Annotated in this window: 19 protein-coding genes and 4 tRNA genes; 15 read left to right on the forward strand and 8 right to left on the reverse strand. The window is 62.5% G+C overall.

The window, feature by feature from the left end:
* The first annotated feature begins 31 nt into the window (after positions 1-31).
* From aceE to lpdA, 3 genes are all read left to right on the forward strand, one after another.
* Positions 32-2,692, forward strand: coding sequence for a pyruvate dehydrogenase (acetyl-transferring), homodimeric type (aceE, locus tag AACQ43_RS13915; RefSeq protein ID WP_011707563.1), 2,661 nt, complete (start codon positions 32-34; stop codon positions 2,690-2,692).
* Positions 2,693-2,805: 113 nt separating this feature from the next.
* Positions 2,806-4,695, forward strand: a complete 1,890-nt coding sequence (aceF, locus tag AACQ43_RS13920) for a pyruvate dehydrogenase complex dihydrolipoyllysine-residue acetyltransferase (protein ID WP_168967644.1) — start codon at positions 2,806-2,808, stop codon at positions 4,693-4,695.
* 149 nt (positions 4,696-4,844) lie between these two features.
* Positions 4,845-6,272 carry a dihydrolipoyl dehydrogenase gene (gene lpdA, locus AACQ43_RS13925; RefSeq protein WP_017409445.1) on the forward strand — a complete coding sequence of 476 codons (1,428 nt, stop codon included), beginning with the start codon at positions 4,845-4,847 and terminating at the stop codon, positions 6,270-6,272.
* 67 nt (positions 6,273-6,339) lie between these two features.
* Here lpdA and AACQ43_RS13930 read toward each other — a convergent pair whose 3' ends face one another.
* From AACQ43_RS13930 to AACQ43_RS13940, 3 genes are all read right to left on the reverse strand, one after another.
* Positions 6,340-6,522, reverse strand: a complete 183-nt coding sequence (locus tag AACQ43_RS13930; RefSeq protein WP_076361960.1) for a hypothetical protein — start codon at positions 6,520-6,522, stop codon at positions 6,340-6,342.
* 143 nt (positions 6,523-6,665) lie between these two features.
* A complete protein-coding gene (locus AACQ43_RS13935; protein ID WP_168967645.1) occupies positions 6,666-8,312 on the reverse strand; it encodes a methyl-accepting chemotaxis protein in 1,647 nt (548 codons plus the stop codon).
* A 133-nt stretch (positions 8,313-8,445) separates the two neighbouring features.
* On the reverse strand, positions 8,446-10,353 hold the full coding sequence (locus AACQ43_RS13940) for a methyl-accepting chemotaxis protein (protein ID WP_168967646.1): 1,908 nt from the start codon (positions 10,351-10,353) through the stop codon (positions 8,446-8,448).
* Positions 10,354-10,590: 237 nt separating this feature from the next.
* Here AACQ43_RS13940 and AACQ43_RS13945 point away from each other — a divergent pair, with 237 nt between their 5' ends.
* Positions 10,591-12,849: a patatin-like phospholipase family protein gene (locus AACQ43_RS13945; RefSeq protein ID WP_168967647.1), complete on the forward strand. Its 2,259-nt coding sequence runs from the start codon at positions 10,591-10,593 to the stop codon at positions 12,847-12,849.
* Positions 12,850-13,077: 228 nt separating this feature from the next.
* Complete coding sequence (gene acnB / locus AACQ43_RS13950) at positions 13,078-15,675, forward strand: bifunctional aconitate hydratase 2/2-methylisocitrate dehydratase (RefSeq protein ID WP_168967648.1); 2,598 nt, start codon at positions 13,078-13,080, stop codon at positions 15,673-15,675.
* 153 nt (positions 15,676-15,828) lie between these two features.
* Here acnB and AACQ43_RS13955 read toward each other — a convergent pair whose 3' ends face one another.
* A complete protein-coding gene (locus tag AACQ43_RS13955; protein WP_168967649.1) occupies positions 15,829-16,737 on the reverse strand; it encodes a LysR family transcriptional regulator in 909 nt (302 codons plus the stop codon).
* 76 nt (positions 16,738-16,813) lie between these two features.
* On the opposite strand from AACQ43_RS13955, the gene AACQ43_RS13960 reads away from it, so the two are divergent.
* The 4 genes from AACQ43_RS13960 to mdtD all read left to right on the forward strand — a co-directional run bounded on the left by AACQ43_RS13960 (position 16,814) and on the right by mdtD (position 21,598).
* Positions 16,814-17,431: a LysE family translocator gene (locus tag AACQ43_RS13960; RefSeq protein WP_017409453.1), complete on the forward strand. Its 618-nt coding sequence runs from the start codon at positions 16,814-16,816 to the stop codon at positions 17,429-17,431.
* 123 nt (positions 17,432-17,554) lie between these two features.
* Positions 17,555-18,949: a D-arabinono-1,4-lactone oxidase gene (locus AACQ43_RS13965; RefSeq protein WP_168967650.1), complete on the forward strand. Its 1,395-nt coding sequence runs from the start codon at positions 17,555-17,557 to the stop codon at positions 18,947-18,949.
* A 71-nt stretch (positions 18,950-19,020) separates the two neighbouring features.
* Positions 19,021-20,148, forward strand: a complete 1,128-nt coding sequence (locus AACQ43_RS13970; protein WP_168967651.1) for a CobW family GTP-binding protein — start codon at positions 19,021-19,023, stop codon at positions 20,146-20,148.
* A gap of 61 nt (positions 20,149-20,209) precedes the next feature.
* The gene (gene mdtD / locus AACQ43_RS13975; RefSeq protein WP_011707550.1) at positions 20,210-21,598 is read left to right on the forward strand and encodes a multidrug transporter subunit MdtD; all 1,389 of its coding nucleotides are present in this window, start codon (positions 20,210-20,212) and stop codon (positions 21,596-21,598) included.
* A 9-nt stretch (positions 21,599-21,607) separates the two neighbouring features.
* On the opposite strand, the gene AACQ43_RS13980 is transcribed toward mdtD, so the two are convergent.
* The 3 genes from AACQ43_RS13980 to folB all read right to left on the reverse strand — a co-directional run bounded on the left by AACQ43_RS13980 (position 21,608) and on the right by folB (position 23,092).
* Positions 21,608-22,090 carry a YbaK/EbsC family protein gene (locus AACQ43_RS13980; protein WP_168967652.1) on the reverse strand — a complete coding sequence of 161 codons (483 nt, stop codon included), beginning with the start codon at positions 22,088-22,090 and terminating at the stop codon, positions 21,608-21,610.
* 121 nt (positions 22,091-22,211) lie between these two features.
* Positions 22,212-22,721, reverse strand: a complete 510-nt coding sequence (gene folK / locus AACQ43_RS13985) for a 2-amino-4-hydroxy-6-hydroxymethyldihydropteridine diphosphokinase (RefSeq protein WP_168967653.1) — start codon at positions 22,719-22,721, stop codon at positions 22,212-22,214.
* Complete coding sequence (gene folB, locus AACQ43_RS13990) at positions 22,721-23,092, reverse strand: dihydroneopterin aldolase (protein ID WP_011707547.1); 372 nt, start codon at positions 23,090-23,092, stop codon at positions 22,721-22,723. The genes folK and folB overlap by 1 nt, the downstream gene beginning before the upstream one ends.
* Before the next feature lie 176 nt (positions 23,093-23,268).
* Between folB and plsY the strand changes: the two genes are divergently transcribed.
* From plsY to AACQ43_RS14020, 6 genes are all read left to right on the forward strand, one after another.
* The gene (gene plsY / locus AACQ43_RS13995; protein ID WP_016352149.1) at positions 23,269-23,931 is read left to right on the forward strand and encodes a glycerol-3-phosphate 1-O-acyltransferase PlsY; all 663 of its coding nucleotides are present in this window, start codon (positions 23,269-23,271) and stop codon (positions 23,929-23,931) included.
* A gap of 47 nt (positions 23,932-23,978) precedes the next feature.
* A tRNA-Phe gene (locus tag AACQ43_RS14000) sits at positions 23,979-24,054 on the forward strand.
* Between the two features lie 52 nt (positions 24,055-24,106).
* Positions 24,107-24,182 (forward strand) — tRNA-Thr (locus AACQ43_RS14005).
* 3 nt (positions 24,183-24,185) lie between these two features.
* Positions 24,186-24,261, forward strand: a tRNA-Phe gene (locus AACQ43_RS14010).
* A gap of 45 nt (positions 24,262-24,306) precedes the next feature.
* A tRNA-Asn gene (locus AACQ43_RS14015) sits at positions 24,307-24,382 on the forward strand.
* Between the two features lie 259 nt (positions 24,383-24,641).
* Positions 24,642-25,985 (forward strand): potassium channel family protein, encoded by a 1,344-nt coding sequence (locus AACQ43_RS14020; protein ID WP_168967654.1) that lies wholly within the window; start codon positions 24,642-24,644, stop codon positions 25,983-25,985.
* 27 nt (positions 25,986-26,012) lie between these two features.
* Here AACQ43_RS14020 and AACQ43_RS14025 read toward each other — a convergent pair whose 3' ends face one another.
* The gene (locus AACQ43_RS14025) at positions 26,013-26,345 is read right to left on the reverse strand and encodes a hypothetical protein (protein WP_168967655.1); all 333 of its coding nucleotides are present in this window, start codon (positions 26,343-26,345) and stop codon (positions 26,013-26,015) included.
* Positions 26,346-26,475 lie beyond the last annotated feature (130 nt).

Below are 26,475 nucleotides of genomic sequence, written 5' to 3' on the forward strand. Positions count from 1 at the left end.
CCGTGCAATCACAACAAAATAGGAACCAGCCATGTCTGATATCCTGAAGAACGATGTGGACCCGATAGAAACGCTGGAGTGGCTTGCCTCTCTGGAATCCCTGCTGCGTGAAGAGGGTCCCCAACGCGCTCAGTTCATCCTTGAACAGTTGGCCGAGAAAGCCCGCGCAAGCGGTGTGGACGTGGCTGCCAAGGCAAACCGCGATTACATCAACACCATCCCGTCCAGCGAAGAGCCGGACTACCCGGGCGACCTGGAGATGGAGCGCCGCATTCGCGCCATCATCCGCTGGAACGCCATGATGATCGTGCTGCGCGCTTCCAAGAAAGACCTGGACCTGGGTGGTCACATGTCTTCCTTCGCTTCTTCCGCGACCATCTACGAAGTCTGCTACAACCACTTCTTCCGCGCTCGCAGCGAGAAGGACGGTGGCGACCTGGTCTACTTCCAGGGTCACATCTCCCCGGGCATCTATGCTCGTGCCTTCGCCGAAGGTCGTCTGACCGAAGAGCAGCTGGACAACTTCCGTCAGGAAGTTGATGGCAAGGGTATCCCTTCCTACCCGCACCCGAAACTGATGCCGGACTTCTGGCAGTTCCCGACCGTTTCCATGGGTCTGGGCCCCATCGCCGCCATCTATCAGGCTCGCTTCCTGAAGTACCTGACCGACCGTGGCATCAAGGATTGCTCCGAGCAGACCGTTTATGCCTTCCTGGGTGACGGCGAGATGGACGAGCCGGAAGCCAAGGGCGCCCTGACCGTTGCCGTGCGTGAAAAGCTCGACAACCTGGTGTTCGTGGTCAACTGCAACCTGCAGCGTCTGGATGGTCCGGTTGTCGGCAACGGCAAGGTCATCAACGAGCTGGAAGGCCTGTTCTCCGGCGCCGGCTGGGATGTCACCAAGGTGATCTGGGGTCGCAAGTGGGATGAGCTGCTGAAGAAAGACACTTCCGGCAAGCTGATCCAGCTGATGAACGAGACCGTGGACGGTGACTACCAGACCATGAAGTCCCGCGATGGCGGCTACGTGCGCGAGCACTTCTTCAACCGTTACCCGGAAACCGCCGCGCTGGTCAAAGACATGACCGACGAGGAGATCTTCGCCCTGAACCGCGGTGGTCACGATCCTCGCAAACTGTTCGCCGCCTTCTCCAAGGCTGCAGCGACCAAGGGCAAGCCGACCGTGATCCTGGCCAAGACCATCAAGGGTTACGGCATGGGTGAAGCGGCCGAAGGCAAGAACATCGCTCACCAGGTCAAGAAAATGGATCTGGGCTCCGTGCGTCACCTGCGCGATCGTTTCAACCTGCCGGTCACCGACGAGCAGCTGGAAACCCTGCCGTACCTGAAGATCGAAGAGGGTACCGAAGAGCACAAATACCTGCACGCCCGCCGTGCTGCGCTGAAGGGCTATGTACCGACCCGTCTGCGCGAGAGCACCACCAAGCTGGAAATCCCGGCGCTGGATGCTTTCGGTCCGCTGCTGGGTGAACAGGCGCGCGAAATCTCCACCACCATGGCGTTCGTGCGTTCCCTGAACGTGATGCTGAAAGACAAGTCCATCGGCAAGCGCATCGTCCCGATCCTGGCTGACGAAGCCCGTACCTTCGGTATGGAAGGTCTGTTCCGCCAGATCGGTATCTACAGCCCGCACGGTCAGCAGTACACCCCGCAAGACCGCGACATCGTCTCCTACTACAAGGAAGACAAGCAGGGTCAGGTTCTGCAAGACGGTATCAACGAGCTGGGTGCCATGTCCTCCTGGCTGGCTGCTGCGACCTCTTACAGCACCAACGATTGCCCGATGATCCCGTTCTACATCTACTACTCCATGTTCGGCTTCCAGCGGATCGGCGACATGGCGTGGGCAGCCGGTGACCAGCAAGCCCGTGGCTTCCTGCTGGGTGCAACCTCCGGTCGTACTACCCTGAACGGCGAAGGTCTGCAGCACGAAGATGGTCACAGCCACATCCTGGCCAACACCATCCCGAACTGCGTCTCCTACGACCCGTCCTACGCCTATGAAGTAGCGGTGATCGTACAGGACGGTCTGCGTCGCATGTACGGTGAGAAGCCGGAGAACGTCTTCTACTACATCACCACCCTGAACGAGAACTACGCCATGCCGGCCATGCCGGAAGGCGCCGAGGAAGGTATCCGCAAGGGTATCTACAAGCTGGAAACCGTGGCCGGCACCAAGGCCAAGGTACAGCTGCTGGGTTGTGGTTCCATCCTGGGTCACGTGCGCACCGCCGCCCAGATCCTAGCCAGCGAGTACGGCATCGGCTCCGATGTGTTCAGCGTCACCTCCTTCAACGAGCTGGCTCGTGACGGTCAGGACGCGGATCGCTGGAACATGCTGCACCCGAACGCCGATGCTCGCGTACCGTACATCGCTCAGGTACTGGGTTCTGAAGCCACCATCGCCGCGACCGACTACATGAAGTCCTTCGCCGATCAGGTTCGCGCTTTCGTACCGACCGAGAACTACCGCGTGCTGGGTACCGACGGTTACGGCCGTTCCGACAGCCGTGCCAACCTGCGTCGTCACTTCGAAGTGAACGAATTCTACGTGGTGGTTGCTGCCCTGACCGAACTGGCCAAGCGCGGCGAGGTAGACAAGCAGGTTGTGGCTGATGCCATCGCCAAGTACGGCATCGATGCCGACAAGGTCAACCCGCTGTACGCGTAAGAGGATCAAGTGTCGTGCCGGGACTCGCTGCCCGGCACGGCCTTGCAAAGGTTAACGCGAGAGACGCGTGACAGCAGTCGGTCACGCGGATGCACGCAAGAGGATAAAGCACAATGTCCAAACAGATTATGGTGCCGGATATCGGCGCCGATGAAGTTGAAGTCACCGAGATCATGGTGGCCGTGGGTGACAAGGTCGAGCTCGATCAGTCCATCATCGCGGTAGAAGGCGACAAGGCCTCCATGGAAGTACCGGCCCCGTCCGCCGGTATCGTCAAAGAGATCCTGATCAAGGTGGGTGACAAGGTTGCCACCGGTTCCCAGATCATGATCTTCGAAGCCGAAGGTGCTGCCGTACCTGCGCCGGTTCAGGCCGCTGCACCGGTTGCCGCCGCCCCTGCTGCTGCCGCTCGCAAAGACGTGCACGTGCCGGACATCGGTGACGACGAAGTGGACGTGACCGAGATCATGGTTGCCGTGGGCGACATGGTTGAAGCCGACCAGTCCATCATCGCCGTGGAAGGTGACAAGGCCTCCATGGAAGTGCCGGCACCGTTCGCGGGCCGCGTGGTCGAGATCAAGGTTGCCGCTGGCGCCAAGGTCTCTACCGGTTCCCTGGTGATGGTCTTTGAAGTGGCTGGCGCCGCTCCTGCCGTTGCTGCTGCACCGGCCCAGGCTGCCGCTCCGGTGGCTGCTGCCCCGGTTGCCGCCGCTGCCAAAGAGGTCAATGTACCGGATATCGGTGGCGACGAAGTCGAAGTCACCGAGATCATGGTCGCCGTGGGTGACAAGGTTGAAGCTGATCAGTCTCTGATCGCCGTGGAAGGTGACAAGGCCTCCATGGAAGTGCCTGCACCGTTCGCCGGTGTGGTCAAAGAGATCAAGGTGAAGGCGGGTGACAAGGTCTCCACCGGTTCCCTGATCATGGTATTCGAAGTGGCTGGTGCTGCTCCGGCCGCCGCAGCTGCCCCGGTTGCTCAGGCTGCCGCCCCGGTCGCTGCAGCCCCTGTTGCCGCTGCTCCGGCTCCGGTTGCCCAGGCTGCTGCCGCCTCCGACTTCGTTGCCAACGATGCCTATGTACACGCCTCTCCGGCCGTACGCCGTCTGGCGCGCGAGTTCGGTGTCAATCTGGCCAAGGTGAAAGCCTCCGGTCGCAAGGGCCGCATCGTCAAAGAAGACGTGCAGGCCTACGTGAAGGATGCGGTCAAGCGCGCCGAGTCCGCTCCGGCTGCAGGTCAAGGCACTGGCAACGGTAGCGGCATGAGTGTGCTGGCGTGGCCGAAGGTCGATTTCAGCAAGTTCGGTGATGTGGAAGAGGTCGATCTGACCCGCATCCAGAAGATCTCCGGTCCGAACCTGCACCGCAACTGGGTCATGATCCCCCATGTCACCCAGTTCGACGAAGCCGATACCACCGAGCTGGAAGCGTTCCGCAAAGAGCAGAACGCGATGCTCGAGAAGCAGAAGGCAGATGTGAAGATCACCCCGCTGGTGTTCATCCTGAAAGCCGCCGCCAAGGCGCTGGAAGCCCATCCGCGCTTCTGCAGCTCCCTGTCCGAAGATGGCAGCAAGCTGATCATGAAGAAGTACATCCACATCGGTGTGGCGGTGGATACCCCCAACGGTCTGGTTGTGCCCGTGGTGCGCGACGTCAACAAGAAGGGCATCATGGAGCTGTCTCGCGATCTGGCCGAGATCTCCAAGAAAGCTCGTGCCGGCAAGCTGACCGCTGCCGACATGCAGGGCGGTTGCTTCACCATCTCCAGCCTGGGTGGCATCGGCGGTACCAGCTTTACCCCGATCGTCAACGCGCCGGAAGTGGCCATCCTGGGCGTCTCCAAGTCCGAGATGAAGCCGAAGTGGAACGGCAAAGAGTTCGCGCCGCGCCTGATGCTGCCGCTGGCCCTGAGCTACGACCACCGCGTCATCGATGGTGCCGATGGAGCACGCTTCATCACCACCATGAACGGCGTACTGTCCGACATCCGTCGACTGGTCCTGTAAGTGAGAGGGCGGGCCCAGAGCCTGCCCTTTTTACTTCTCATTTCGTTAACAGGATTGTAAACTTGCCCCGTTTTTTTCACGGCTGCAGCCGCCTCGTTCTGGTTTAAGACTGCGCTGTCCGGGGATATAAGAACGACAAAGAGGTCATGATGAGTAAAGAAATCAAAACCCAGGTCGTAGTACTGGGTGCTGGCCCTGCCGGTTATTCCGCTGCCTTCCGTGCGGCTGACTTGGGTCTGGATACCATTATCGTCGAGCGTTACTCCACCCTGGGTGGCGTCTGCCTGAACGTGGGTTGCATCCCGTCCAAGGCGCTGCTGCACGTCGCCAAAGTCATTGAAGAAGCCAAGGCGCTGGCCGAGCACGGCATCGTCTTTGGTGCCCCGCAGACCGACATCGACAAGATCCGTCTGTGGAAAGAGAAAGTCATCAACCAGCTGACCGGCGGTCTGGCTGGCATGGCCAAGATGCGCAAAGTACAGGTTGTTAACGGCTTCGGTAAATTTACCGGCCCGAACACCCTGGAAGTGGAAGGTGCCGACGGCAAAACCACCGTTACCTTCGACAACGCCATCATCGCTGCCGGTTCCCGTCCGGTGAAGCTGCCGTTCATTCCGCATGACGACCCGCGCGTATGGGACTCTACCGATGCGCTGGAGCTGACGACCGTTCCTGGCAAGCTGCTGGTTATCGGTGGCGGCATCATCGGCCTGGAGATGGGTACCGTATACTCCTCCCTGGGTTCCGAGATCGACGTGGTGGAATTTGCCGACCAGCTGGTACCGGCTGCCGACAAAGACATCGTCAAGATCTACACCAAGCGCGTCGCCAAGAAATTCAACATCATGCTGGAGACCAAGGTCACCGCAGTTGAAGCCCGTGAAGACGGCCTGTACGTCTCCTACGAAGGCAAGCACGCTCCGGCCGAGCCGGTCCGTTACGACAACGTTCTGGTTGCCGTAGGTCGTGTGCCGAACGGCAAGATGCTGGATGCCGAGAAGGCCGGCGTTGCCGTGACCGAGCGCGGTTTCATCGAAGTGGACAAGCAGCTGCGTACCAACGTGGCGCACATCCACGCCATCGGTGACATCGTGGGTCAGCCGATGCTGGCGCACAAAGGTGTTCACGAAGGTCACGTGGCTGCCGAAGTGATCGCTGGCAAGAAGCACTACTTCGACCCGAAAGTGATCCCGTCCATCGCCTACACCGAGCCGGAGATGGCCTGGGTTGGTCTGACCGAGAAAGAGGCCAAGCAACAGGGCCTGAACTTCGAAGTCGCCACCTTCCCGTGGGCGGCTTCCGGTCGTGCAATCGCTTCTGATTGCTCCGACGGCATGACCAAGCTGATCTTCGACAAGGAGAGCGGCCGCGTCATCGGTGGTGCCATCGTGGGTACCAACGGTGGTGAACTGCTGGGTGAAATCGGTCTGGCCATCGAGATGGGTGCCGACGCCGAAGACATCGCGCTGACCATCCACGCTCACCCGACTCTGCACGAGTCCGTGGGTCTGGCTGCCGAAGTGTTCGAAGGCTCCATCACCGACCTGCCGAACGCCAAGGCCAAGAAGAAGAAGTAATTCGCTTCTGCCTGTAAAAAAGCCGCTCAATGGAGCGGCTTTTTGTTTTTCAGCGTCTGCTGGCGGTTTAGCAGCGCCCTTTCTTGGCTTGTCCTGGCGGACAGAAGGTACCGTAGCCCCCCCGATCCCCGTCGCTGACCCGGATCCGGGTATCGTCCACGCTCACGTCGGCGCCGTGCACTCGCACCGGCCCGCTGCTGCAGGCGCTGAGCAGACCGCTCAGCAAGATCATCACCACCCGCTTGCCCATAACTCCTCCTCTCATTTTCTTGATTATGGGGTCTTTTCAGAGGCGGGTGGAGGCGGTGAAAAGCCCCTGCGTCACGGCCTGCCGTGGTGGCGACAGAGGGCGCCGCAGCGCCCTCTGGTCAGTCGTGCCGAGGCAGCCAAAAGCTACAGACGGAAGTGGCCGACCAGCTTGTCCAGCTCTCCGGAGAGCTGCTGCAGGCCGCGACTGGCATCGGTCAGCTGGTGGGCAATGTCGGCGGTCTCCATGGTGAGCTGGTTGATGTCCTCCACGTTGCGGTTGAGTTCGCCCACCACGCTCGATTGCTCTTCGGTGGCGGTGGCGACCTGGATGTTCATGTCGTTGATCTGGGTGATATGGGCGGTGATCTGGCCGAGTGCACCGTTGGCCTCGTCAGCCTGGGTCACGACGGCCAGGCTCTGGCTGCGGCCTTGGGTCATGGCACTGACGGCGCGGGCGCTCTGTTCCTGTAGCCGGTTGATCATGCCCTGGATCTCGGCGGTGGAGGCGGCGGAGCGGTTGGCGAGGTTGCGCACCTCGTCGGCCACCACGGCGAAACCACGACCCTGCTCACCGGCGCGGGCCGCCTCGATGGCGGCGTTGAGTGCCAGCAGGTTGGTCTGCTCCGAGATGCTGCGGATGGTTTCCAGAATGCTGCCGATGGAGTCGGTCTGGGTCGCCAGCGATTCAATCACCCCGGCGACCTGTGCAATCTCGTCAGAGAGGCCGACGATGCCGTGGCGTGCCTGGGCCACCACGCCGGCACCCGCATCCGCCTGCTCGTTGGCCTGTCTCGCCACTTCTGCGGCGAGGGAGGCGTTGCCGGCGATCTCAGTGACGGTAGCGCCCATCTGGTGGATGGCGGTGGCCACCTGCACGGTGCGATCGCGCTGGGCGGTACAGTTCTGCTGGGTCAGCTGGGCCTTGGCGGCCACCTCGTCGGCCGTGGCGGCCAGTTGGTGGGAGTTGCGGGCCACCTGCTCGATGGCGCTGTGGATCTTGCCGACGAAGTGGTTGAAGCTCACGGTGATCTCCGCCAGCTCGTCATTGCCGTTCAGCTGGGCACGGGAATCCAGCGCCAGGTGTTCGGCGGCATAGCCGATGTACTGCTGCAGGAAGCTGACGCGATTGCGCAGGCCGCGCAGCACCAGGAAAGAGACCAGCAGGCAGATGACGAGTGCGCCGCCTATGATGGCGAGCATCTGGCTTTCGCCCCGTGCAAAACTCTGCTGACTGAGGGCGTGACGTTGTTGGGCCAGCTTCATCAGCTCGTCTAGCTGGGTGTTGGCACTCTTGCGCATTGTGCCGTAGGTCACCGCGTAGCGTTCCTTGTAGATGCGCCGAGCACTCTCCATGTCACCCTGCTCCATGGCGGCCAGCATGGGCTGCAACTCACTCTTTTCCATCGCCTCGAATTGTTCGAACAGCTGCTGGGCATTTTGCCGCGCGGCGGGATCAACCTGGGCGCTGACCGCCAGCTGCATGGCCTGGCGCATCTCTGGGATGTCCTCTTCCCGTGTCTCCTTGACCCGGGTCAACACCCCTTTTTCATCCTTGAGCGAGGTTTCTTGCAGCAGCATCATGTCGAGCCCCACCCGCATGCGGGGGATGCGCGACACTACCTCTGCCATGGCCCGCATGGGGGTGGCGGTGTTCTCGTAGAGCTCGGTGGCCTGTCGTTCGATAGCGCCCATGCTGCGAAGGCTGGCGGCGCCCACCAGCAGCAGCGCCAGGCAGGGCACGGCGACAGCCAGTATCAACTGGCTCTTGATTGTCAGTTTACCCTCTAGCATGGGTTCTCCTTGGTGATCATGACGATGTGAATTATCACAGTATAAATCGACGGATTTGGCGCCAACTTGAGTTTTTGTTAACAAACGACCAACAAAAAGGGGCGCCATAGCGCCCCTTATGATGTCAGAAGTCTTAGAGCCGGAAGTTGCCGACCAGTTTGTCCAGCTCGCCGGAGAGGTGCTGCAGGCTGCGGCTCGACTCGGTCAGCTGGTGGGCGATGTCGGCGGTCTCCATGGTGAGCTGGTTGATGTCTTCCACGTTGCGGTTGATCTCGCCCACCACGCTGGACTGCTCCTCGGTGGCGGTGGCGACCTGGATGTTCATGTCGCTGATCTGGGTGATGTGGGCGGTGATCTGGCCGAGGGCGCCGTTGGCCTCGTCAGCCTGGGTCACCACTTCCAGACTCTGGTTGCGGCCCTGGGCCATGGCGCTGACGGCGCGGGCGCTCTGCTCCTGCAGCCGGTTGATCATGCCCTGGATCTCGGCGGTAGAGGCGGCAGAGCGGCTGGCGAGGTTGCGCACCTCGTCGGCCACCACCGCGAAGCCACGGCCCTGTTCACCGGCGCGGGCTGCCTCGATGGCGGCGTTGAGCGCCAGCAGGTTAGTCTGCTCCGAGATGCTGCGGATGGTGTCGAGGATGCTGCCGATGGAGTCGGTCTGGCTGGCCAGCGACTCGATGACCCCGGCCACCTGCTCAATCTCGCCGGAGAGGCCGACGATGCCGTGACGGGCCTGGGCTACCACCAGGGCGCCGGCGTCGGCCTGTTCGTTGGCCTGCTTGGCCACATCGGCCGCCAGCGAGGCATTGCCGGCGATTTCGCTCACGGTGGCGCCCATCTCGTGGATGGCGGTGGCCACCTGCACGGTGCGATCCCGCTGGGCGGTACAGTTGTGCTGGGTCAGCTGGGCCTTGGCGGCCACCTCGTTGGCAGTGGCGGCGAGCTGGCGAGAGTTGCTCGCCACCTGCTCGATGGAGCCGTGGATCTTGGCGACGAAGTTGTTGAAGCCGGTGGCAACCTGGGCCAGTTCATCCCGCCCCTCCACCTTGAGGCGCTGGGTCAGATCGCCGTCGCCGCTGCCGAGTTCGCGGAACAGGCTGGCCAGCTGGTTGAGCGGACGGCTCACCGAGCCGGCCAGCAGCATGCCAAGCAGCCCCATGCCGGCGGCGATGGCCAGGCTCACCAGCAGGATGTGCAGGCGGGCGCGGTCCAGCTCGGCATAGATCTCCGCTTCCGGCACCTGGGCCACCAGATACCAGTCGAGCAGCGGAATGTAGCTGCTGGCCAGCACCACCGGCTGACCGTCGATCTCGGCGTGGGTGGCGGCAAAGGGTTGCTTGTTCAGCAGGTTGCCGCTGCCGCTTGCCAGCTGGGCCAGGCTGTCACGGTCGATGCGGCTGGCGTCGGGGTGCAGTTTGACCTTGCCGCTGCCGTCGGTCATGAACACGAAGCCGCTGTCGCCGATGCGGAAGTTGGCGAGCATGCTGACCATGCTGTCGAGGGACTTGGCGAGGCCGGCGAGGCCGCGGCCATTGAGCTGCTGGAAGTTGACGAACAGCTTCACCTCGCCGTTGCTCTCGCGAAAGATGCTGAGCATCAGGTCTTGCTGGCTCTTGGTGTAGCCGTAGAACCAGGCATCCTGCTCCGGGGTGAGGTTGCGCAGGAAGCCATCCTGGTTGTAGTAGGCGGCGCTCTGGCGATCGGCGAAAGAGGCGGTGACCAGCCCGTACTGGGCTGCCATGTCCTTGAGCTGGTCGATCAGGATCGTCTCCTGCTCCTTGGGCATGCCGCGGGCCACCCAGTCCAGCACGAAGCGATCGTTGGCCAGCTGTCTGGCGGCACCGGCGACCGAGGTGAGATCCTTCTCGATCTCCTTGCCGATGCGCTGGGTCAGGTTGGGCAGCTCCTGCTCGAACATGCGGTTTTCGATCAGCTGCTGCGCCGAGCGCTGGCTGAAGTAGCCAACCAGCAGGCAGGAGAGCACCACGGCCAGGGTGACCGTGGCCAGGATTTTCTGTTTGAGTGTCAGGCTTGCAAGCATAGGAGTGACTCGGGTGTGTGAACACGGAATTGAGGACATATTAGCGGCAGCCCGGCGTCACCCTTGATAGGCCGACCCACTTTATTGACGGATTACGTTTGCGCTCACATCGCCGCATGGGCGGCCAGCGTCGCAATGCGTGCCGATATCCCCTGCGAACTGTTGCGGTTCGCCGGCCGCCCCTTATAGTAGGCTTCACTGCCTAGCTGGCTCGCCCTGGATTCAATGGAAAATCATATGCGCATCTTTCGTCGAGGATGGAACCCCCTGTTCCTGATATTGCTGGCCTGTCTGCCGCTGATGGCGGCGGCCCAGTCCGAGCGGCCCAAAATTGCCCTGGTGCTCAGCGGCGGCGGCGCCAAGGGGGCAGCCCACATCGGCATCCTCAAGGTGCTGGAAGAGAAGCGCATCCCGGTCGACATCATAGTGGGCACCAGCATGGGCTCCTACGTGGCGGGCATGTACGCCATGGGGCTCAGCGCCGAAGAGGTGGAGCGCACCACCCTGGCCATCGACTGGAACAAGGGCTATCAGGACAAGGTGGGGCGCGACGAGCTCTCCCTGCGCAAGAAGCAGCAGAGCGAGCAGTATCAGCTGCGCACCGACATCGGCGTCAATGGCGACTCGGTCCAGTTCCCCGATGGCTTCTTCCAGGGCCAGTCCATGGCCAGCCTGCTGCGCCACGCCACCTCCAACCTGCCGGTGCAGAAGAGCTTCGACGATCTGCCCATTCCCTACCGCGCCATGGCTACCGACATGGAGACGGTGACCCCCTTCGTGCTGGACCACGGCAGCCTCGCCAAGGCGATGCAGGCGTCCATGTCCATTCCCGGCGCCCTCAAGCCGGTGGACTGGGAGGGACACATCCTGGCCGATGGCGGCACCGTCAACAACATGCCAGTGGACGTGGCCAAGGCGATGGGGGCCGATGTGGTGATCGCAGTGGACATCAGCGCCAAGTTGCGCGCCCGTGAGTCCTTGAAGTCGGGGCTGGCCATGATCGATCAGCTCACCACCTACATGACCCAGGTCGGCACCGAAAAGCAGAAGGCGCTGATGGGGCCCAAAGATGTGCTGCTCAGCCCGGAATTCGGCAACATGGGCATCGCCGACTTCGCCCTGATGCCGGAGGGGATCAAGATAGGAGAACAGGTGGCCAGGCGCGCCTCGGCCCAGCTCGATGCGCTCTCTCTCTCGCCCGCCGCCTATGCCACCTATCGCAACCAGAAGCTGAGCCGGCGTGCCGAGCGCAGCGGCCAGCCCGCCTACTACATCGACAAGGTGGAGATCATCAACAAGTCCCGTCTCTCCGACGAGACGGTGCGGGCCATGCTGAAAGTGCGGCCCGACAAGATCCAGACCAACGAGAGCCTGGAGGCGGGCATTCGCCGCCTCTATGCGCTGGAGTCGTTCGATCGCATCACCTACGAGGTGGAGGAGCGGGGCGGCGAGAACGTGCTGGTGGTCAACGCCAGCGAGAAGAACTGGGGACCGGGCTACCTCAACTTCCAGTTCGGTTTCTCCGATGACTTCGAGAGCAGCTCCAACTACAACGTGGGCATGTCCTACACCCTCACCAACGTCAACGACTGGGGGGCCGAGTGGCTGACCGAGGCATCGCTCGGCACTGCCAAGCACTTCAAGACCGACTTCTACACCCCGCTGGAGCCCTCCCAGACCTTTTTCGGTGAGGCGAGCCTGGCTTATGACAAGACCCAGCGCCGCATCTTCATTCCCGAGGAGACGCGGGCGGTGGATGCGGTGAGTTATGTCGACTCCGAGTACAACTTTACCAACATCGATCTGTCGGTGGGCTGGAATCGCCAGCCCTGGAGCCGTCTCTCGCTCGGGCTGGAGGGGAAGGTGGGCGACATCGACGTGCGCAGCGTAGCGAATGCCAAGGTGGATGCCTCCTCCTGGGGCCCCTATGTCCGCTTCGAACACGATACTCTCGATAGCCGCTACTTCCCCTATCAGGGCGCCTACTGGGACATCAAGGGGGGATACTCCGCCGTCCGGCTGGATGACAATGACACGATCAATGACCGCTATGAGGGGGTCAACTACCACCTGGCGATGGTCAAGCCCTGGTCCTGGGACAGGCACAGCCTCAACTTGCTGCTGGAAGGCGGAGGCTCCACTTCGCAGGAAGAGCTGCCGCTGTTCGTGCAGGATCTGGGCGGCTTGTTCCGCATGTCGGGCTTCCAGCGCTATCAGCTGAGCGGTCGTTACAGCCTGTTTGGCGGGCTGCGCTACATCTACCGGGTGGCGGACAACGACTTCGGTGCGCTGCGGGCGCCGCTTTATCTGGGGGGCTCCCTCGAGCAGGGCGGGGTGTGGGACAAGGGCGAAGACATCAGCATGGAGAGCTCCTTCACCGCCGGTTCCGTCTACGTGGGGGTGGAGAGCTTCCTCGGCCCCATCTTCCTCGGCTACGGCATGGCGGAGGGGGGCAACGACATGTTCTATCTGCAATTGGGCAGCACATTCGAATAACGGTCAAATGATGCCTTTTTGTTAACTTATTTTTGGTGTGCCATTTATCTGCTTGTAAAACATCAGCAACTTTAGATGGTTATGTTGTTTTGATGAATATCTGTACAGGCTTTGGATTTTAATTAGTCGTTAAAACTTATATAGTGGGGGGCACCCTACGGGTGTCCCGCAAGGACGATCGCCGCGAGCGTGGGCGAACCCCAAAAAAAGACCAAAGAGGAATTAGTCGTGCTTGAAACATACCGTAAACACGTCGCAGAACGTGCCGCCGAAGGCGTGGTTGCCAAACCTCTGGACGCAGAGCAGGTCGCCGCCCTGGTCGAGCTGCTGAAGAACCCGCCCGCTGGCGAACAAGACTTTCTGAAAGAGCTGTTGTCCTCCCGTATTCCCCCTGGTGTTGATGAAGCGGCCTATGTCAAAGCCGGCTTCCTCACCGCCGTCGCCAAGGGCGAAGCCCACTCTCCCATCCTGAGCGCTGCCGAAGCCGTCGAGCTGCTGGGCACCATGCAGGGTGGTTACAACATTCAGCCGCTGATCGACCTGCTGGACGATGCGACCCTGGCTCCTCTTGCCGCCAAGGGTCTCTCCCACACCCTGCTGATGTTTGACTCCTTCCACGACGTGGAAGAGAAGGCCAAGGCGGGCAATGCCCACGCCAAGCAGGTGATGCAATCCTGGGCCGACGCCGAGTGGTTCCTCTCCCGTCCCGAACTGGCCGAGAAGATCACCGTCACCGTGTTCAAGGTGACCGGCGAAACCAACACCGACGACCTGTCGCCGGCGCCGGACGCCTGGTCCCGCCCCGATATTCCGTTGCACGCGCTGGCCATGCTGAAGAACGCCCGTCCCGGCATCACCCCGGACAAGGATGGCGTCATCGGCCCCATCAAGACCATCGATGCCCTGAAAGAGAAAGGTTTCCCGCTGGCTTACGTGGGTGACGTGGTCGGTACCGGCTCTTCCCGCAAATCCGCCACCAACTCTGTGCTCTGGTTCATGGGCGACGACATTCCGCACGTGCCGAACAAGCGCGCCGGCGGTGTCTGCCTCGGTGGCAAGATTGCCCCGATCTTCTTCAACACCATGGAAGATGCCGGCGCTCTGCCCATCGAAGTGGACGTCTCCAAGCTGGAAATGGGTGATGTGATCGACATCTACCCGTTTGCCGGCAAGATCTGCAAGCACGGCACCGACCAGGTGCTGGCGCAGTTTGAACTGAAAACCGACGTGCTGATCGACGAAGTGCGCGCCGGTGGCCGTATTCCGCTGATCATCGGCCGCGGCCTGACCGACAAGGCCCGCGAAGCGTTGGGTCTGCCGTTCTCTACCGTATTCCGTCGCCCGCAGCCGGTGGCCGATACCGGCAAGGGCTTCACCCTGGCCCAGAAGATGGTGGGCAAGGCGTGCGGCGTGAAGGGCATTCGCCCCGGCACCTACTGCGAGCCCAAGATGACCACGGTCGGCTCCCAGGACACCACGGGCCCGATGACCCGCGACGAGCTCAAAGATCTGGCCTGCCTTGGCTTCTCCGCCGATCTGACCATGCAGTCCTTCTGCCACACCGCAGCCTATCCCAAGCCCATCGACGTGCAGACCCACCACACCCTGCCGGACTTCATCATGAACCGCGGCGGTGTCTCTCTGCGTCCGGGTGACGGTGTCATCCACTCCTGGCTGAACCGCATGCTGCTGCCGGATACCGTGGGTACCGGTGGTGACTCCCACACCCGTTTCCCCATCGGCATCTCCTTCCCGGCGGGCTCCGGTCTGGTGGCCTTCGCCGCCGCCACCGGCGTGATGCCGCTGGACATGCCGGAATCCGTGCTGGTGCGCTTCAAGGGCGAGCTGCAGCCGGGCATCACCCTGCGTGACCTGGTCCATGCCATCCCCTACGCCGCCATTCAGAAAGGGCTGCTGACCGTCGAGAAAGCGGGCAAGAAGAACATCTTCTCCGGCCGCATCCTCGAGATCGAAGGTCTGCCGACCCTGAAGGTGGAGCAGGCGTTCGAGCTGGCCGACGCCAGCGCCGAGCGCTCCGCCGCCGGTTGCACCATCAAGCTGGATAAAGAGCCGATCATCGAGTATCTGAAGTCCAACATCGTGATGCTGAAGTGGATGCTCTCCGAAGGCTACGGCGACGTACGCACCATCACCCGCCGCATCAAGGGGATGGAAGAGTGGCTGGCCAACCCGGTGCTGATGGAAGCGGACAAGGACGCCGAGTACGCCGAGATCATCGAGATCGATCTGGCCACCATCAAGGAGCCGATCCTGTGTGCGCCGAACGATCCGGACGATGCCCGTCTGCTGAGCGACGTGGCTGGCGACAAGATCGACGAGGTGTTCATCGGTTCCTGCATGACCAACATCGGCCACTTCCGCGCCGCCGGCAAACTGCTCGAGAAGTACCAGGGCGAGCTGCCGACCCGCATGTGGATCGCGCCGCCCACCAAGATGGACAAGGATCAGCTGACCGAAGAGGGCTACTACGGCATCTTTGGTCGGGTCGGTGCCCGCATCGAGATTCCGGGCTGCTCCCTGTGCATGGGCAACCAGGCGCGGGTAGCGGAAGGGGCCTCCGTGGTCTCCACCTCCACCCGCAACTTCCCGAACCGCCTGGGCAAGGGTGCCAACGTCTATCTGGCCTCTGCCGAGCTGGCTGCGGTTGCCGCCATCATCGGCAAGATTCCGACCGTGGCCGAGTACCTGCAGTATGCCAAGACCCTGGACGCCACTGCGGCCGACACCTATCGCTACCTCAACTTCAACGAGATCGCCTCCTACACCAAGAAGGCCGATGCGGTGATCCTGCAGCAAGCGGTATAAGGGTCGGCGCCGCCATGGCGCAGACAGTCCACTAAAAAGCCCCGGCTCATGCCGGGGCTTTTGTTTGGCCGTCCGCTGCCGCTGCGCGACTTTCAGGCTGCGTTGGCCCAGCCGCAGGCGACCGCACGGCGCAGCTGGCTTCTGCCTGAGCCATCAGGTGAGGGATTGCAGCCACTCCGCCAGCCTGGCGTGGGCACTGCCGGGAGCGGGCGGGGCGGGGGCGAGCAGATGGTAGCCGGTGCCGTCTGGGCAAAAGCCGAGCGGCGCCACCAGCAGGCCGGCCTCGATGTCGTCGCACACCTGCCGGTAGGGGCCGATGGCGACCCCCAGCCCGGCGACTGCCGCCTGCAGACTGAAGTAGAAGTGCTCGAAGGTCTGCCCCGGCGCCTCCTCGCCGGCAAACTGGCCGGCGTGCTGCAACCACTCCTGCCAGGCTCCCGGCCGGGTCTTGGTGTGCAGGCGGGGGGCTGCAGGGCGCAGGGCTGGGCCGTTGGCCCCCGTTTCGAAGAACTGTGCCACCTTGCCCGGCTGGCAGACCGGCCCGGTCAGCTCCTCGAACAGCGGCTGGCTGTAGAGCTCGGCCGGCCACTGGAAGTCGTTACGCCGGATGGCGAGATCGATGCCGCTGCCGAAGCTGAGGGCGCCGCCACCGGCCATCAGGTGCACGTCCAGCTCGGGATGCAGGGCCTGGAAGGCGGGCCAGCGCGGGATCAGCCAGCGCATCAGCAGGGTCGGCTCGCAGGAGATGACCAGCGACGTCGGCCGCCCCTGCCGGCGCAGCGCTTGCGCCGTCTGGCGGATGCCGCCCAGTCCCTCCCTGACCGCCTGATAGAGCCGCTCCCCCGCCTCGGTCAGAAAGACCCGGCGCTGGCGCCGCTCGAACAGCATGACCCCCAGATCCTCTTCCAGCAGCCGTACCGCCCGGCTGACCGCGCCGTGGGTGAGGTGCAGCTCGTCGGCGGCGCGGCTGAAGTGCTCGGTGCGGGCTGCCACCTCGAAACAGCGCAGGGCGGTCAGAGCCGGCAGCGACAGGCTTTTCTGTGAATCATTCTCACCATTCATGTCAGAAGTTATCGTTCGTTATTGGTGTTATGGCCAAATAAAATAGCCGATATCTCATCTGAACAGGACTATTTTCATGACCGAACTGTTAGCCGTAGTGGCCATTACCTTCTTTGCCGTCATCAGCCCGGGGCCCGACTTCGCCATGGTGTCGCGCAACAGCCTGCTGCTCTCGCGTCGCAGCGGGGTGCTGACGGCGCTCGGCATCGGCGCCGGGGTCTGCGTGCACGTCACCTACACCCTGCTCGGGGTGGGGCTGCTGATCCAGCAGTCGCTCTGGTTGTTCAATCTCATCAAGCTGGCGGGGGCCGCCTACCTCATCTTCCTCGGCATCAAGATGCTGCGGGCCAAGCCGGCGACTGCCGAGGTGCTGGCCGAGCAGCCCGCCCTCTCCAGCCTGGGGGCGCTGCGCACCGGTTTTCTGACCAATGTGCTCAACCCCAAGACCACCATCTTCATCGTCAGCCTGTTCATGCAGGTGGTGCAGCCGCAGACGCCGCTGGCGGTCCAGCTCGGTTACGGCGCCTTCATCGTGCTGGCCCATGCCGTCTGGTTCAGCGCGGTGGCGATCTTCTTCTCCACCGACTCGGTGCGGGGTCGACTGCTGGCGGTGCGCCACTGGATCGATCGGGTGTTCGGTGGGCTGCTGGTGGGATTCGGCATGCTGCTGGCACTGACCCAGCAGACGCGCTGAGGCGAGGGGAGAGGCGCTCTCCCCTATCCACCCCCGACTGTAGGGGCTTGTTTTTCATGCCTTGTGGTCCGCTTTTCGGTAGAATTGGCGCTCATTTTGACGTCAATAAAGATGAGGGGCGGTATGACGGCCAGGTTCCAGGCATTTCACAGCATCAAGGCGATAGGTCAGCGGGAGGTGCTGTTCAACTGGTCCAGGACCAATCCGCTCGGCGCACTGGAGCAGGTGTGGCGTCCGAAGAATCGCGACGAACTGCAGCAACTGCTGCGGGAAAACCCCGAGCGCAAGCTGCGCCTCATCGGCTCCGGCCTCTCTTTTGAACCCATCCACAGCGTCTATGCCGAGGGCAGCCAGGCATTGCTGGTGGACTTGCACCACCTGCGTGGCCAGTTGGCGCAAACCGCCGACACCGTCACCTATCAGGCGGGCACCCCGCTTGACACCGTCTACGCCGATCTCATCGCCATGGAGCGGATGCTGCCGGCTTCCCCCGGCGTCATCGGCATCCAGACTCTGGGCGGCGCCCTCAGCACCGGCACTCACGGCCAGGGGCTGCACCAGTCCGCCCTCTGCGATGCGGTGGCGGCCCTGACCGTGATGCTGGCCAATGGCGACATCATCCGGGTGGATCGCACCGATCCGCGCTTCGGCGCCTTCGTGATGGGGATGGGGATGCTCGGCATCCTGCTCGACGTCACCCTGCAGACCGTGCCGAACCGCATCATGCGCTGTACCAAGTTCACCACCGATTACCCCTTCCTCTTGAAGCACAACGAGCGGCTCAACCGCGAGCACGCCTTCGTGAAGAGCTGGTGGTTTGCCTGGACCGGCGAGAGCCACATCTGGCTGGTGGACCCCGCCTCCGAGGAGGAGGATGCCCGCTACCGCGCCGGTGGCAGCGAGCCGCTGTTGCTGGAGGGCGACATCGACGCCCGCATGAATGCCACCATAGATGCGACTCTGCAGAAGATGGCGAAAGACACCAAGGATGAGGCGCTGGCCGGCGAGCACTTCGAGACGGTGCGCCGCTTCAAGGATGCCTCCGATCTGGTGGGCAACGTCTACCAGATCCTCTGCAAGGGGATCCCGGCGCCCCAGATCAACTGCGAGGTGGCGGTGCCGCTTAATCGCATGAACGAGGCGCTGGAGACCCTGCAGGCGTGGCAGCAGGCCAACCCCGGCGTACTGCATTACCCCTTTATCCTGCGCTGCACCGGCCCCTCCAAGGCCTGGCTCAGCGCCGCCTATGATCAGTCGGTCTGCTGGATCGGATTCCTGGTCTATCTGGCGGCGGACGGCACCTTCGTCAACGGCTCCATGGAGCAGATGCGCGAGCTGCAGCAACTGCTGGTGCCGCTCGGCGGCATCCCGCACTTCGGCAAGCATCTGGCGATGGATCTCTACGACTTCCCGGCGCTGCTGCCGCGCTGGCACGACTTCCTGGCCCTCAAGGGCGAGCTCGACCCCCACGGCCGCTTTGAAAACCGCTGGCTCGCCGACCTGTTTGCCAACCGGTAAGGATCTGACATGACCGATATGCAAGACACTCGCTTACTCATCACTCTGCCGACCAGAGGGGAGTCATCCCTATGACGGACATGCAAGATACGCGTATCCCCGTGACCCTGCTGACCGGCTTCCTCGGCAGCGGCAAGACCACCTTGCTCAACCACTGGGTCAAGCAGCCCGAGCTTGGCGAGTGCGCTGTGCTGATCAACGAGTTCGGCTCGGTGGGGCTGGATCACCACCTGGTGCAGCAGGTGGACGAGCAGGTGGTGCTGCTCGATTCCGGCTGCATCTGCTGCTCGGTGCAGGGCTCTCTGGTGGAGGCGCTGCAGGGGCTTTTTATGAAGGCCATTCAGCGCAAGATCAAACCGTTCAAACGACTCATCATCGAGACCACAGGCCTCGCCGATCCGGCCCCCGTGCTGTTCACGTTGAGGGAGGAGGGCTTTATCGCCCAGCGTTACCGCTTCGACGGCACCGTCACCGTGGTGGATGCCGGTCATATCGAGCAGCAGTTGGCGGCTCAGTATGAAGCGGTGAAACAGGTGGCGCTGGCAGATCTGCTGGTGGTGAGCAAGGGCGACCTGGTGGATGGCGAGCAGTTGGAGCGGGTCGAAGCCCAACTGGCGGCCCTCAACCCAGCGGCCCCGATCGAACGGGTCATCAACGGGGTGCTCTCGCCCGCCGTGCTGGAGAAGCTGGGTGCCTACAACGAAGCGGCCGGGCGCGATGTGCGCCAGCTGCTGGCCTGGCTGCGCACAGAATCCCCGAAACAGGGGCTGGCCTCGCCGATGCAGCCGAAGATGAAGCCGTTCGCCGCCAAGGTGGGTACGGCCGCGCCGACCCACTTCGAGCACGGCAACATAGAGAGTTTCTCCCTGCGCATCGGCGAGCCGCTCAAGCCCTCCCGCCTGCTGGCCGCCATCGACGCGGTGCAGGCGCAATACGGCGATGCTCTGCTGCGGCTCAAGGGCATCTTGCAGCTGGAAGGAGAGAGCCAGCCGGTGGTGATCCACGGCGTCCACGGCCAGCTCTATCCGCTGCAGGCGCTGGGGGAGTGGCCGGAAGGCAAGGCCCAGTCCCGGCTGGTGTTCATCGTGAAAAGTCAGGACAAGGCGGGCATAGAGCGGTTGTTCCTTGATACGCTCAAGGCGCCCGAGCCCAGCCTGGAAGAGCAGCTCAGAGCCATGCTCGGCCAGCCTGATGCCTGATGTAATGAGATGACCCGCGCTTGTGCGGGTCTTTTTTTGTCTGAAGAGGAGGTGGCTGCAGATGCCCGATAGCACACACATGGTGACCCCTGCCCAGCGCAAATGGCTGCCGCCGCTCACGGCGGTCGGTTTCTTCATGCAGACGCTGGATGGCACCATCCTCAACACTGCCCTGCCGAGCATGGCCGAGACCCTGGGTGAGAGCCCGCTGCAGATGCAGTCGGTGATCATCGCCTACATGCTGACGGTGGCGCTGCTCATTCCTGCCTCCGGCTGGCTGGCGGACCGATTCGGCACCCGCCGCATCTATCTGGCTGCCATCCTGCTGTTTACTCTGGGCTCCCTGGCCTGCGCGGCCGCCAACTCCCTGCCGCTGCTGGTGGCGGCGCGGGTGCTGCAGGGGATTGGTGGCGCCCTGCTGATGCCGGTGGGCAGGCTGGCGGTGCTGCGGGTCTACAGCAAGCACGAGCTGCTGCGGGTGATGTCGTTCGTCACCATTCCCGGCCTGGTGGGGCCGCTCATCGGTCCGGCACTGGGTGGCTGGCTGGTGGAAGTGGCGAGCTGGCACTGGGTGTTTCTCATCAACCTGCCGGTGGGGTTGCTTGGCTTTATCGCCAGCTGGTACTTCATGCCGGACTTGCGCCAGAGCACGGCCAAGTTCGACTGGCAGGGATTCGTGATGTTCAGCGCCGGCATGGTGCTGGTGTCGGTGGGCCTGCAGGGGCTGGGGGAGCACAGCATCTCCACCGGCTGGGCGCTGTTTGCCCTGCTGTTCGGGCTGGCCGCCATGGCGAGCTACTGGCTCTATGCCGCCAATGCCGAGGAGCCGCTGTTCGGGTTGGGACTGTTCAAGACCAGCACCTTCGCCATCGGTATCTGGGGCAACCTGTTTGCCCGGCTCGGCAGCGGCGCCATGCCGTTTCTCACCCCGCTGTTTCTGCAACTGGGGCTCGGCTTCTCGCCGAGCAAGGCGGGGATGACCATGATCCCCACCGTGCTGGGGGCCATGCTGACCAAGACGCTGGTGAACAAGCTCATTCCGCGCATCGGTTATCGCCGCATCCTGATCGGCAACACCCTGGCGCTGGGGGTGATGATCGCCAGCTTCTCCCTCATCGACAACCAGCTCCCCTACGGGGTGCTGCTGGGCTGGCTGATGGTGTTCGGCGCCATCAACTCGCTGCAGTTCTCCGCCATGAACACCCTGACCCTGCAGGATCTCAGCCCGGAGTTCGCCAGCAGCGGCAACGGCCTGCTGTCGGTGGTGATGCAGCTCTCCATGAGTTTGGGGGTGGCCATCGCCGCCAGCCTGCTGGGGCTCTTCTCTGCCGGCTCGGCGGCGGCGGATGGCCAGTGGCTGGGAGGTTTTCACCTCACCTATCTCTGCATCGGCCTGATGTCGATGCTGGCGGCGCTGATCTTCGCCCAGCTGGCACGGGACAAGCGCTGAGTCGCAGGCTCAGGGGGCTGGCAGGTAGCTCACCTGGCAGGGCAGCTGGGTCAGCAGCCCGGCCAGGTGGGCGGTTTCCAGCAGGAAGGTCTGCTCGGGGTGGCCCGGGGTCCAGGTAAAGGCGTGGTGGGTCATGAGAGTGGGATCCACCAGCAGCGGGATGTCGGCGCGAGGCAGGAAGGGGCAGACCGCGCCCGGCAGGCAACCAATCTCCGCCTGCATCTCGTCGGCGGTGCAGATGGAGGGCTTGGCGCCGAGCGCCGCCTTGACCGCCTTGTTGTCGAGCCGGCCGTCCCTGTGGGTCAGCAGCAGGGCGAAGCGGCCATCCTTGAACTTGAGAAACAGGGTCTTGCTGAATTCGGCCTGCCAACCGAGGCGTGCTCTCACCTTTTCATCGGTGGCGTAGTCGAGAATGGGTTCGTGCTCGAAGCGCTGGTGGGGCAGCCCGGCCAGCAGCTGGCAGTTGAAGTCGTGAATGGTATCGAGTGGCATGGGGTTCTCCTGTGATGGCGGCCATCCTGCCACTTGCTCCGGCGCAGGCCCAATCACGGTTTCTTATCCGTTATCAGCTCCGTCCATCAACGACAAGGGCACCGTGAGGTGCCCTTGTCGTTCAGTGGTACTGCAATTCTCCCGCTGCCCAGTGAAAGGGGATGGGGCAGAGGCGTTGGGAGGCCTTGTCGTAACGCTCCCACAGCTCACCGAGAGTGCGCCCATCCAGCGGATGGCGCAGGGTGGGGGCCAGTTCGGCCAGCGGCCAGAGCACGAAGGCGTTGCTGAGGATCTCGCCACGCGGCAGCACCAGCGGCGTCTCGCAGACCAGCTCGCCATAGAGCAGCAGATCGAGATCCAGGGTGCGCGGGGCGAACTTCTTGGCATCCGGCTCGCGGCCGTGGGCAAACTCCATGGCGCGCAGTCGTTGGCACAGGGTCGCCAGCGGCAGCTCGGTATCGGCGCCCACCACCAGGTTGTAGAAGGGGCGGCCGTTGAAGCCCACCGCCTCGCTCTCGAACACCCGGGAGACCTGCAGTTCACCAAACTCGGCCTGCAGCGCATCGAGGCCGGCGCGGATATGACGTTCCCGCTCGATGTTGGATCCCAGGCTGATATAGATGCGGGTCATCAGTTGGCGCTCGCGGCCGGGGTGCGGTGACGCAGGATTTCGACGCCGACGCCGGCGGCATTGGGGACGGCGCCCGGTTTGGTCAGGGTGACCTTGACCCACTGTACCCGTTCGTCGGCCAGCACCAGCATGGCGACCTGTTCGGCCATGGTTTCGACCAGCTCCACCACCTTGCTGGAGGCGTGATCACAGATCTTGCGAGAGAGGGTGGCGTAATCCAGTGCCAGCTTGATATCGTCGGTTGCGGCGGCGGGGCGGTTGTCGAACCCCATCTCGAGGTCGAAACAGAGCTTCTGGCGAATGCCTTTCTCCCACTCGTATACACCGATAGTGGTCAAAACCTCGAGTCCGCGAATAAACACCTTGTCCATGACAGTACTTCTTCTTTACTCTTGATGGGCTGTGATGACAGCGCAGGGATGCAGGCCTGGCCAGCGGATGAGTGCCGGCGGCCGGTTTGGGCGACACACGTTGGGCAACCCCACGTCGGCGCCAGAGAATGTGGCCCGCATCATACCCCATTCATATCGTGGTAAAAACGACCAAGATGACGGCCCTGACGATTTTGATGATTATTCTGGCCTACCTGGGCGGCTCGCTGTCCAGTGCGGTGCTGGTTTCCCGCATCACGGGTCTGCCGGATCCCCGTGATCACGGCTCCCACAACCCGGGGGCCACCAATGTGCTGCGCCTCGGTGGTCGGCTAGCGGCCGTGGTGGTGTTGCTGCTCGATGTGCTCAAGGGCACGGCTCCCGTCTACCTCGCCTGGTATCTGCAGATCAAACCCGTCTACCTCGGCTTTATCGGGGTGGCTGCCTGTCTCGGCCACATGTACCCCATCTTCTTCCACTTTCGTGGCGGCAAGGGAGTGGCCACGGCGCTCGGCACCATGATGCCCATCGGCTTCACCATGGGGGGGGCAGTGATCGGCACCTGGCTGCTGGTGCTGCTGGTGAGCGGCTATTCGTCGCTGGCCTCCATCATTACCGTGTTGCTGACCCCGCTCTTTACCTACCTGCTCAAGCCGGAATACACGTTGCCGGTGTCGTTGCTCTCCTGCCTCATTCTGATCCGCCATCACGAGAACATTGCTCGCCTGCTGAAGGGGGAGGAACCCAGAGTCTGGGGCCGCCAGAACCGCGCCGAGCAGGAAGAAGTGCTGGAAATGGATGATCCTGAGCAAAAAAGAGACGAACGAGACAAAAAGTGAAATTTCCCGTTGACCACCTGCCTTAAAATCCGTTTAATAGCGCCCACGCCCAGATAGCTCAGTCGGTAGAGCAGGGGATTGAAAATCCCCGTGTCGGCGGTTCGATTCCGTCTCTGGGCACCAAATTTTGGTGCCATGAAATAAAAACTTGTTCATGCACAATGGTTTAAAGTGTGCCGGCTTAGCTCAGTAGGTAGAGCAACTGACTTGTAATCAGTAGGTCACCAGTTCGATTCCGGTAGCCGGCACCATTTGCCCAGATAGCTCAGTCGGTAGAGCAGGGGATTGAAAATCCCCGTGTCGGCGGTTCGATTCCGTCTCTGGGCACCACAATAAAGGCGATGAGATAGCGATATCTGGTCTCCAAAGTACAATTCCTCCTTAGTTCAGTCGGTAGAACGGCGGACTGTTAATCCGTATGTCACTGGTTCAAGTCCAGTAGGAGGAGCCAATTCAAAAGCCCAGCAGCAATGCTGGGCTTTTTCTTTGCCCGTTCGTCGCTATCCGGCACTCACTGCGGACAATAAATGGGCCAACCGGCGCCAAGTTGTCGCATGGCTCACCCTGTCCCCTCCCCATCAGTGACTTCGTCGGCTCGGCTAGTATGATGGCTTGCTGAGTCCGTCTCCTGCCCGGTTCGGGTCATGCAGACTTATCGGGTACCAGGCCCGGTGCAGGCAAACGGAACCGTTTCTTGAGCGAGGTCATCCATGAATGCAACAGAGCTTTGGCAGCTTTCCCCCGAACAGTTCAACGAGTGGCGCCGGGCCAACGACTATCCCCTGATCTGGGATCTGCTGGTGGCGTCGCTGCCCCATTTCGACGACTGGATGACGGATCAGAAGATCGACAAGCAGGTGATTTTCCAGATCGGCATCGCCCGCTTCATCAGCTCCCGCTGCGTGCTGAGCCTGTGCCTCTACATGAGCGACGACAAGATCAGGCTCTATGAGACTGCCTCGAGCGCGCTGGAGTCCCTGCGCAAGAGCGGGTTGATCCGTGCCGAGACACGCTTTGAACCCTACTGCATGTGGCTGGCCGGCAAGCACGGCAAGGACGAGGTGAAGCAGGTGCAGAGCCTGCTCTCGGTCTCCGAGAACAACAAGGGGGAGGCCCAGGTACTGGGCAAGCACCGGCTGCTCAACATCGGCGGCGTCGAGCTCAAAAGCCCCATCATCTCCGGCCGGCTGCTCGACTTCACCTGCCTGGACGAACTCTCGCTGGATGGCGCCGTCAACAACTCCAAGGTCTATCTGTGGCACTGCTCGGCCAAGGGGGTGAGGGTCAACGGCGGGGTGATCGGGCTCGATCTGTTCGACTCCCTGTTGTGGGATCACAGGGCCTGGGCCAAGAAACGGGAGCTGGCGCTGGAGGACGGAGTGTTTCAGGATTTCACCATCGAGTGCGAGGAGATCCGTTTTCACTCCTCCCGGGCAGTGCTGAAAAACTTCAATGTGCGGGCCAAGAACTTCGACGCCACCATGGAGCACACCAACCTGGACAAGGTGCTGGTGGCCTACAACGAGAATGGCCGGGTCGATCACAGCGAGGCCAGCAAGCTCTATCGCAACGCCAAGCGGCTCTTCTCCAGCGTGGGCGATACCGTCGATGCCGGCGAGTGCTACTACAAGGAGAAGCTGCACGAGATGAAGTCGCTGGCGAGCCCCAGAGAGCTGTTCAAGGAGTGCTGGCTGCGCAGCGGCTGGCTCAAGAAAGGCTGGCTCACCCTGCTGTGCTACCTGAAGTGCGCCGCCAAGTTCATCAGCTTCATCACCTGGGGCTTTGGCGAGCGGCCGATCCGCAGCCTGCTGCTGTCGATGGGGGTGATCCTGCTGGCGACCCTGACCTATTTTCTGGCGCCGGCCTCGGTTACCTACCACCACCTGGGCCGCTCGCTCTACTTCAGCATCGTCACCTTCGTGACCCTGGGCTATGGCGACATCTCCCAGACCTCCTCCCCGCTCCAGCTGCTGTCGGCCATCGAGGCCTTCTGCGGCATGTTTCTGACCGGGCTGTTCCTGGCGGGGTTTGCCTCCAAGACCAAGCAGTATTGATGGGGCGTCGGCGGCCGGTCGAGCGGGTCAGCCGGCTGGCGTGATCTGCTGCATCTTGAGCCAGAAGGCCTCCTGGCAGGGGTTGTGGAACAGCTTGCGCGCAGGTGTGATGGGAATGGGGCTGGCGACCACCCGGTAACTGATCCAGCACTCCGGGCAGAACTGCGGGGAGGACTCTTCGTCCAGCTCCAGCTGGTGGCAGATGACCACGCCGTTGGCGAACCAGTAATGAGTCTGCCGATGATGAGTCAGGGTACCGCTCTCGTCTTGCTCGCTATGTTGTTCACTCTGCTGGCGGACGATTATCGCCGGCCCCGCCTGGCGATGGATGGCCCTGATGTAGGTCACGAGGTCGTTCATGGTGTTGCTGGATGCTGGGTGAGTAGATGGATGGCCGATGGGGCGAGCTTACCCGCGCCGGCCGTAGACGGCAATCCACGCCAGCCTCCCCCTTGTTTCGCTGACAGGCCCCAGTTGTTATACTGCCGCC

It is taken from the genome of Aeromonas sp. DNRA1, from assembly GCF_963888745.1.
GTDB lineage: Bacteria > Pseudomonadota > Gammaproteobacteria > Enterobacterales > Aeromonadaceae > Aeromonas > Aeromonas hydrophila.

What these genes read in the sequence shown, in the direction of transcription:
- AACQ43_RS13935 (WP_168967645.1), bottom strand. Translation starts at nt 8,312, where the DNA reads ATGCTAGAGGGTAAACTGACAATCAAGAGCCAGTTGATACTGGCTGTC.
- AACQ43_RS13970 (WP_168967651.1), top strand. Translation starts at nt 19,021, where the DNA reads ATGACGGACATGCAAGATACGCGTATCCCCGTGACCCTGCTGACCGGC.
- AACQ43_RS13945 (WP_168967647.1), top strand. Translation starts at nt 10,591, where the DNA reads ATGCGCATCTTTCGTCGAGGATGGAACCCCCTGTTCCTGATATTGCTG.
- AACQ43_RS14020 (WP_168967654.1), top strand. Translation starts at nt 24,642, where the DNA reads ATGAATGCAACAGAGCTTTGGCAGCTTTCCCCCGAACAGTTCAACGAG.
- plsY (WP_016352149.1), top strand. Translation starts at nt 23,269, where the DNA reads ATGACGGCCCTGACGATTTTGATGATTATTCTGGCCTACCTGGGCGGC.
- AACQ43_RS13980 (WP_168967652.1), bottom strand. Translation starts at nt 22,090, where the DNA reads ATGCCACTCGATACCATTCACGACTTCAACTGCCAGCTGCTGGCCGGG.
- lpdA (WP_017409445.1), top strand. Translation starts at nt 4,845, where the DNA reads ATGAGTAAAGAAATCAAAACCCAGGTCGTAGTACTGGGTGCTGGCCCT.
- AACQ43_RS13960 (WP_017409453.1), top strand. Translation starts at nt 16,814, where the DNA reads ATGACCGAACTGTTAGCCGTAGTGGCCATTACCTTCTTTGCCGTCATC.
- folK (WP_168967653.1), bottom strand. Translation starts at nt 22,721, where the DNA reads ATGACCCGCATCTATATCAGCCTGGGATCCAACATCGAGCGGGAACGT.
- AACQ43_RS13955 (WP_168967649.1), bottom strand. Translation starts at nt 16,737, where the DNA reads ATGAATGGTGAGAATGATTCACAGAAAAGCCTGTCGCTGCCGGCTCTG.
- folB (WP_011707547.1), bottom strand. Translation starts at nt 23,092, where the DNA reads ATGGACAAGGTGTTTATTCGCGGACTCGAGGTTTTGACCACTATCGGT.
- AACQ43_RS13940 (WP_168967646.1), bottom strand. Translation starts at nt 10,353, where the DNA reads ATGCTTGCAAGCCTGACACTCAAACAGAAAATCCTGGCCACGGTCACC.
- AACQ43_RS13965 (WP_168967650.1), top strand. Translation starts at nt 17,555, where the DNA reads ATGACGGCCAGGTTCCAGGCATTTCACAGCATCAAGGCGATAGGTCAG.
- aceE (WP_011707563.1), top strand. Translation starts at nt 32, where the DNA reads ATGTCTGATATCCTGAAGAACGATGTGGACCCGATAGAAACGCTGGAG.
- mdtD (WP_011707550.1), top strand. Translation starts at nt 20,210, where the DNA reads ATGCCCGATAGCACACACATGGTGACCCCTGCCCAGCGCAAATGGCTG.
- AACQ43_RS14025 (WP_168967655.1), bottom strand. Translation starts at nt 26,345, where the DNA reads ATGAACGACCTCGTGACCTACATCAGGGCCATCCATCGCCAGGCGGGG.
- aceF (WP_168967644.1), top strand. Translation starts at nt 2,806, where the DNA reads ATGTCCAAACAGATTATGGTGCCGGATATCGGCGCCGATGAAGTTGAA.
- AACQ43_RS13930 (WP_076361960.1), bottom strand. Translation starts at nt 6,522, where the DNA reads ATGGGCAAGCGGGTGGTGATGATCTTGCTGAGCGGTCTGCTCAGCGCC.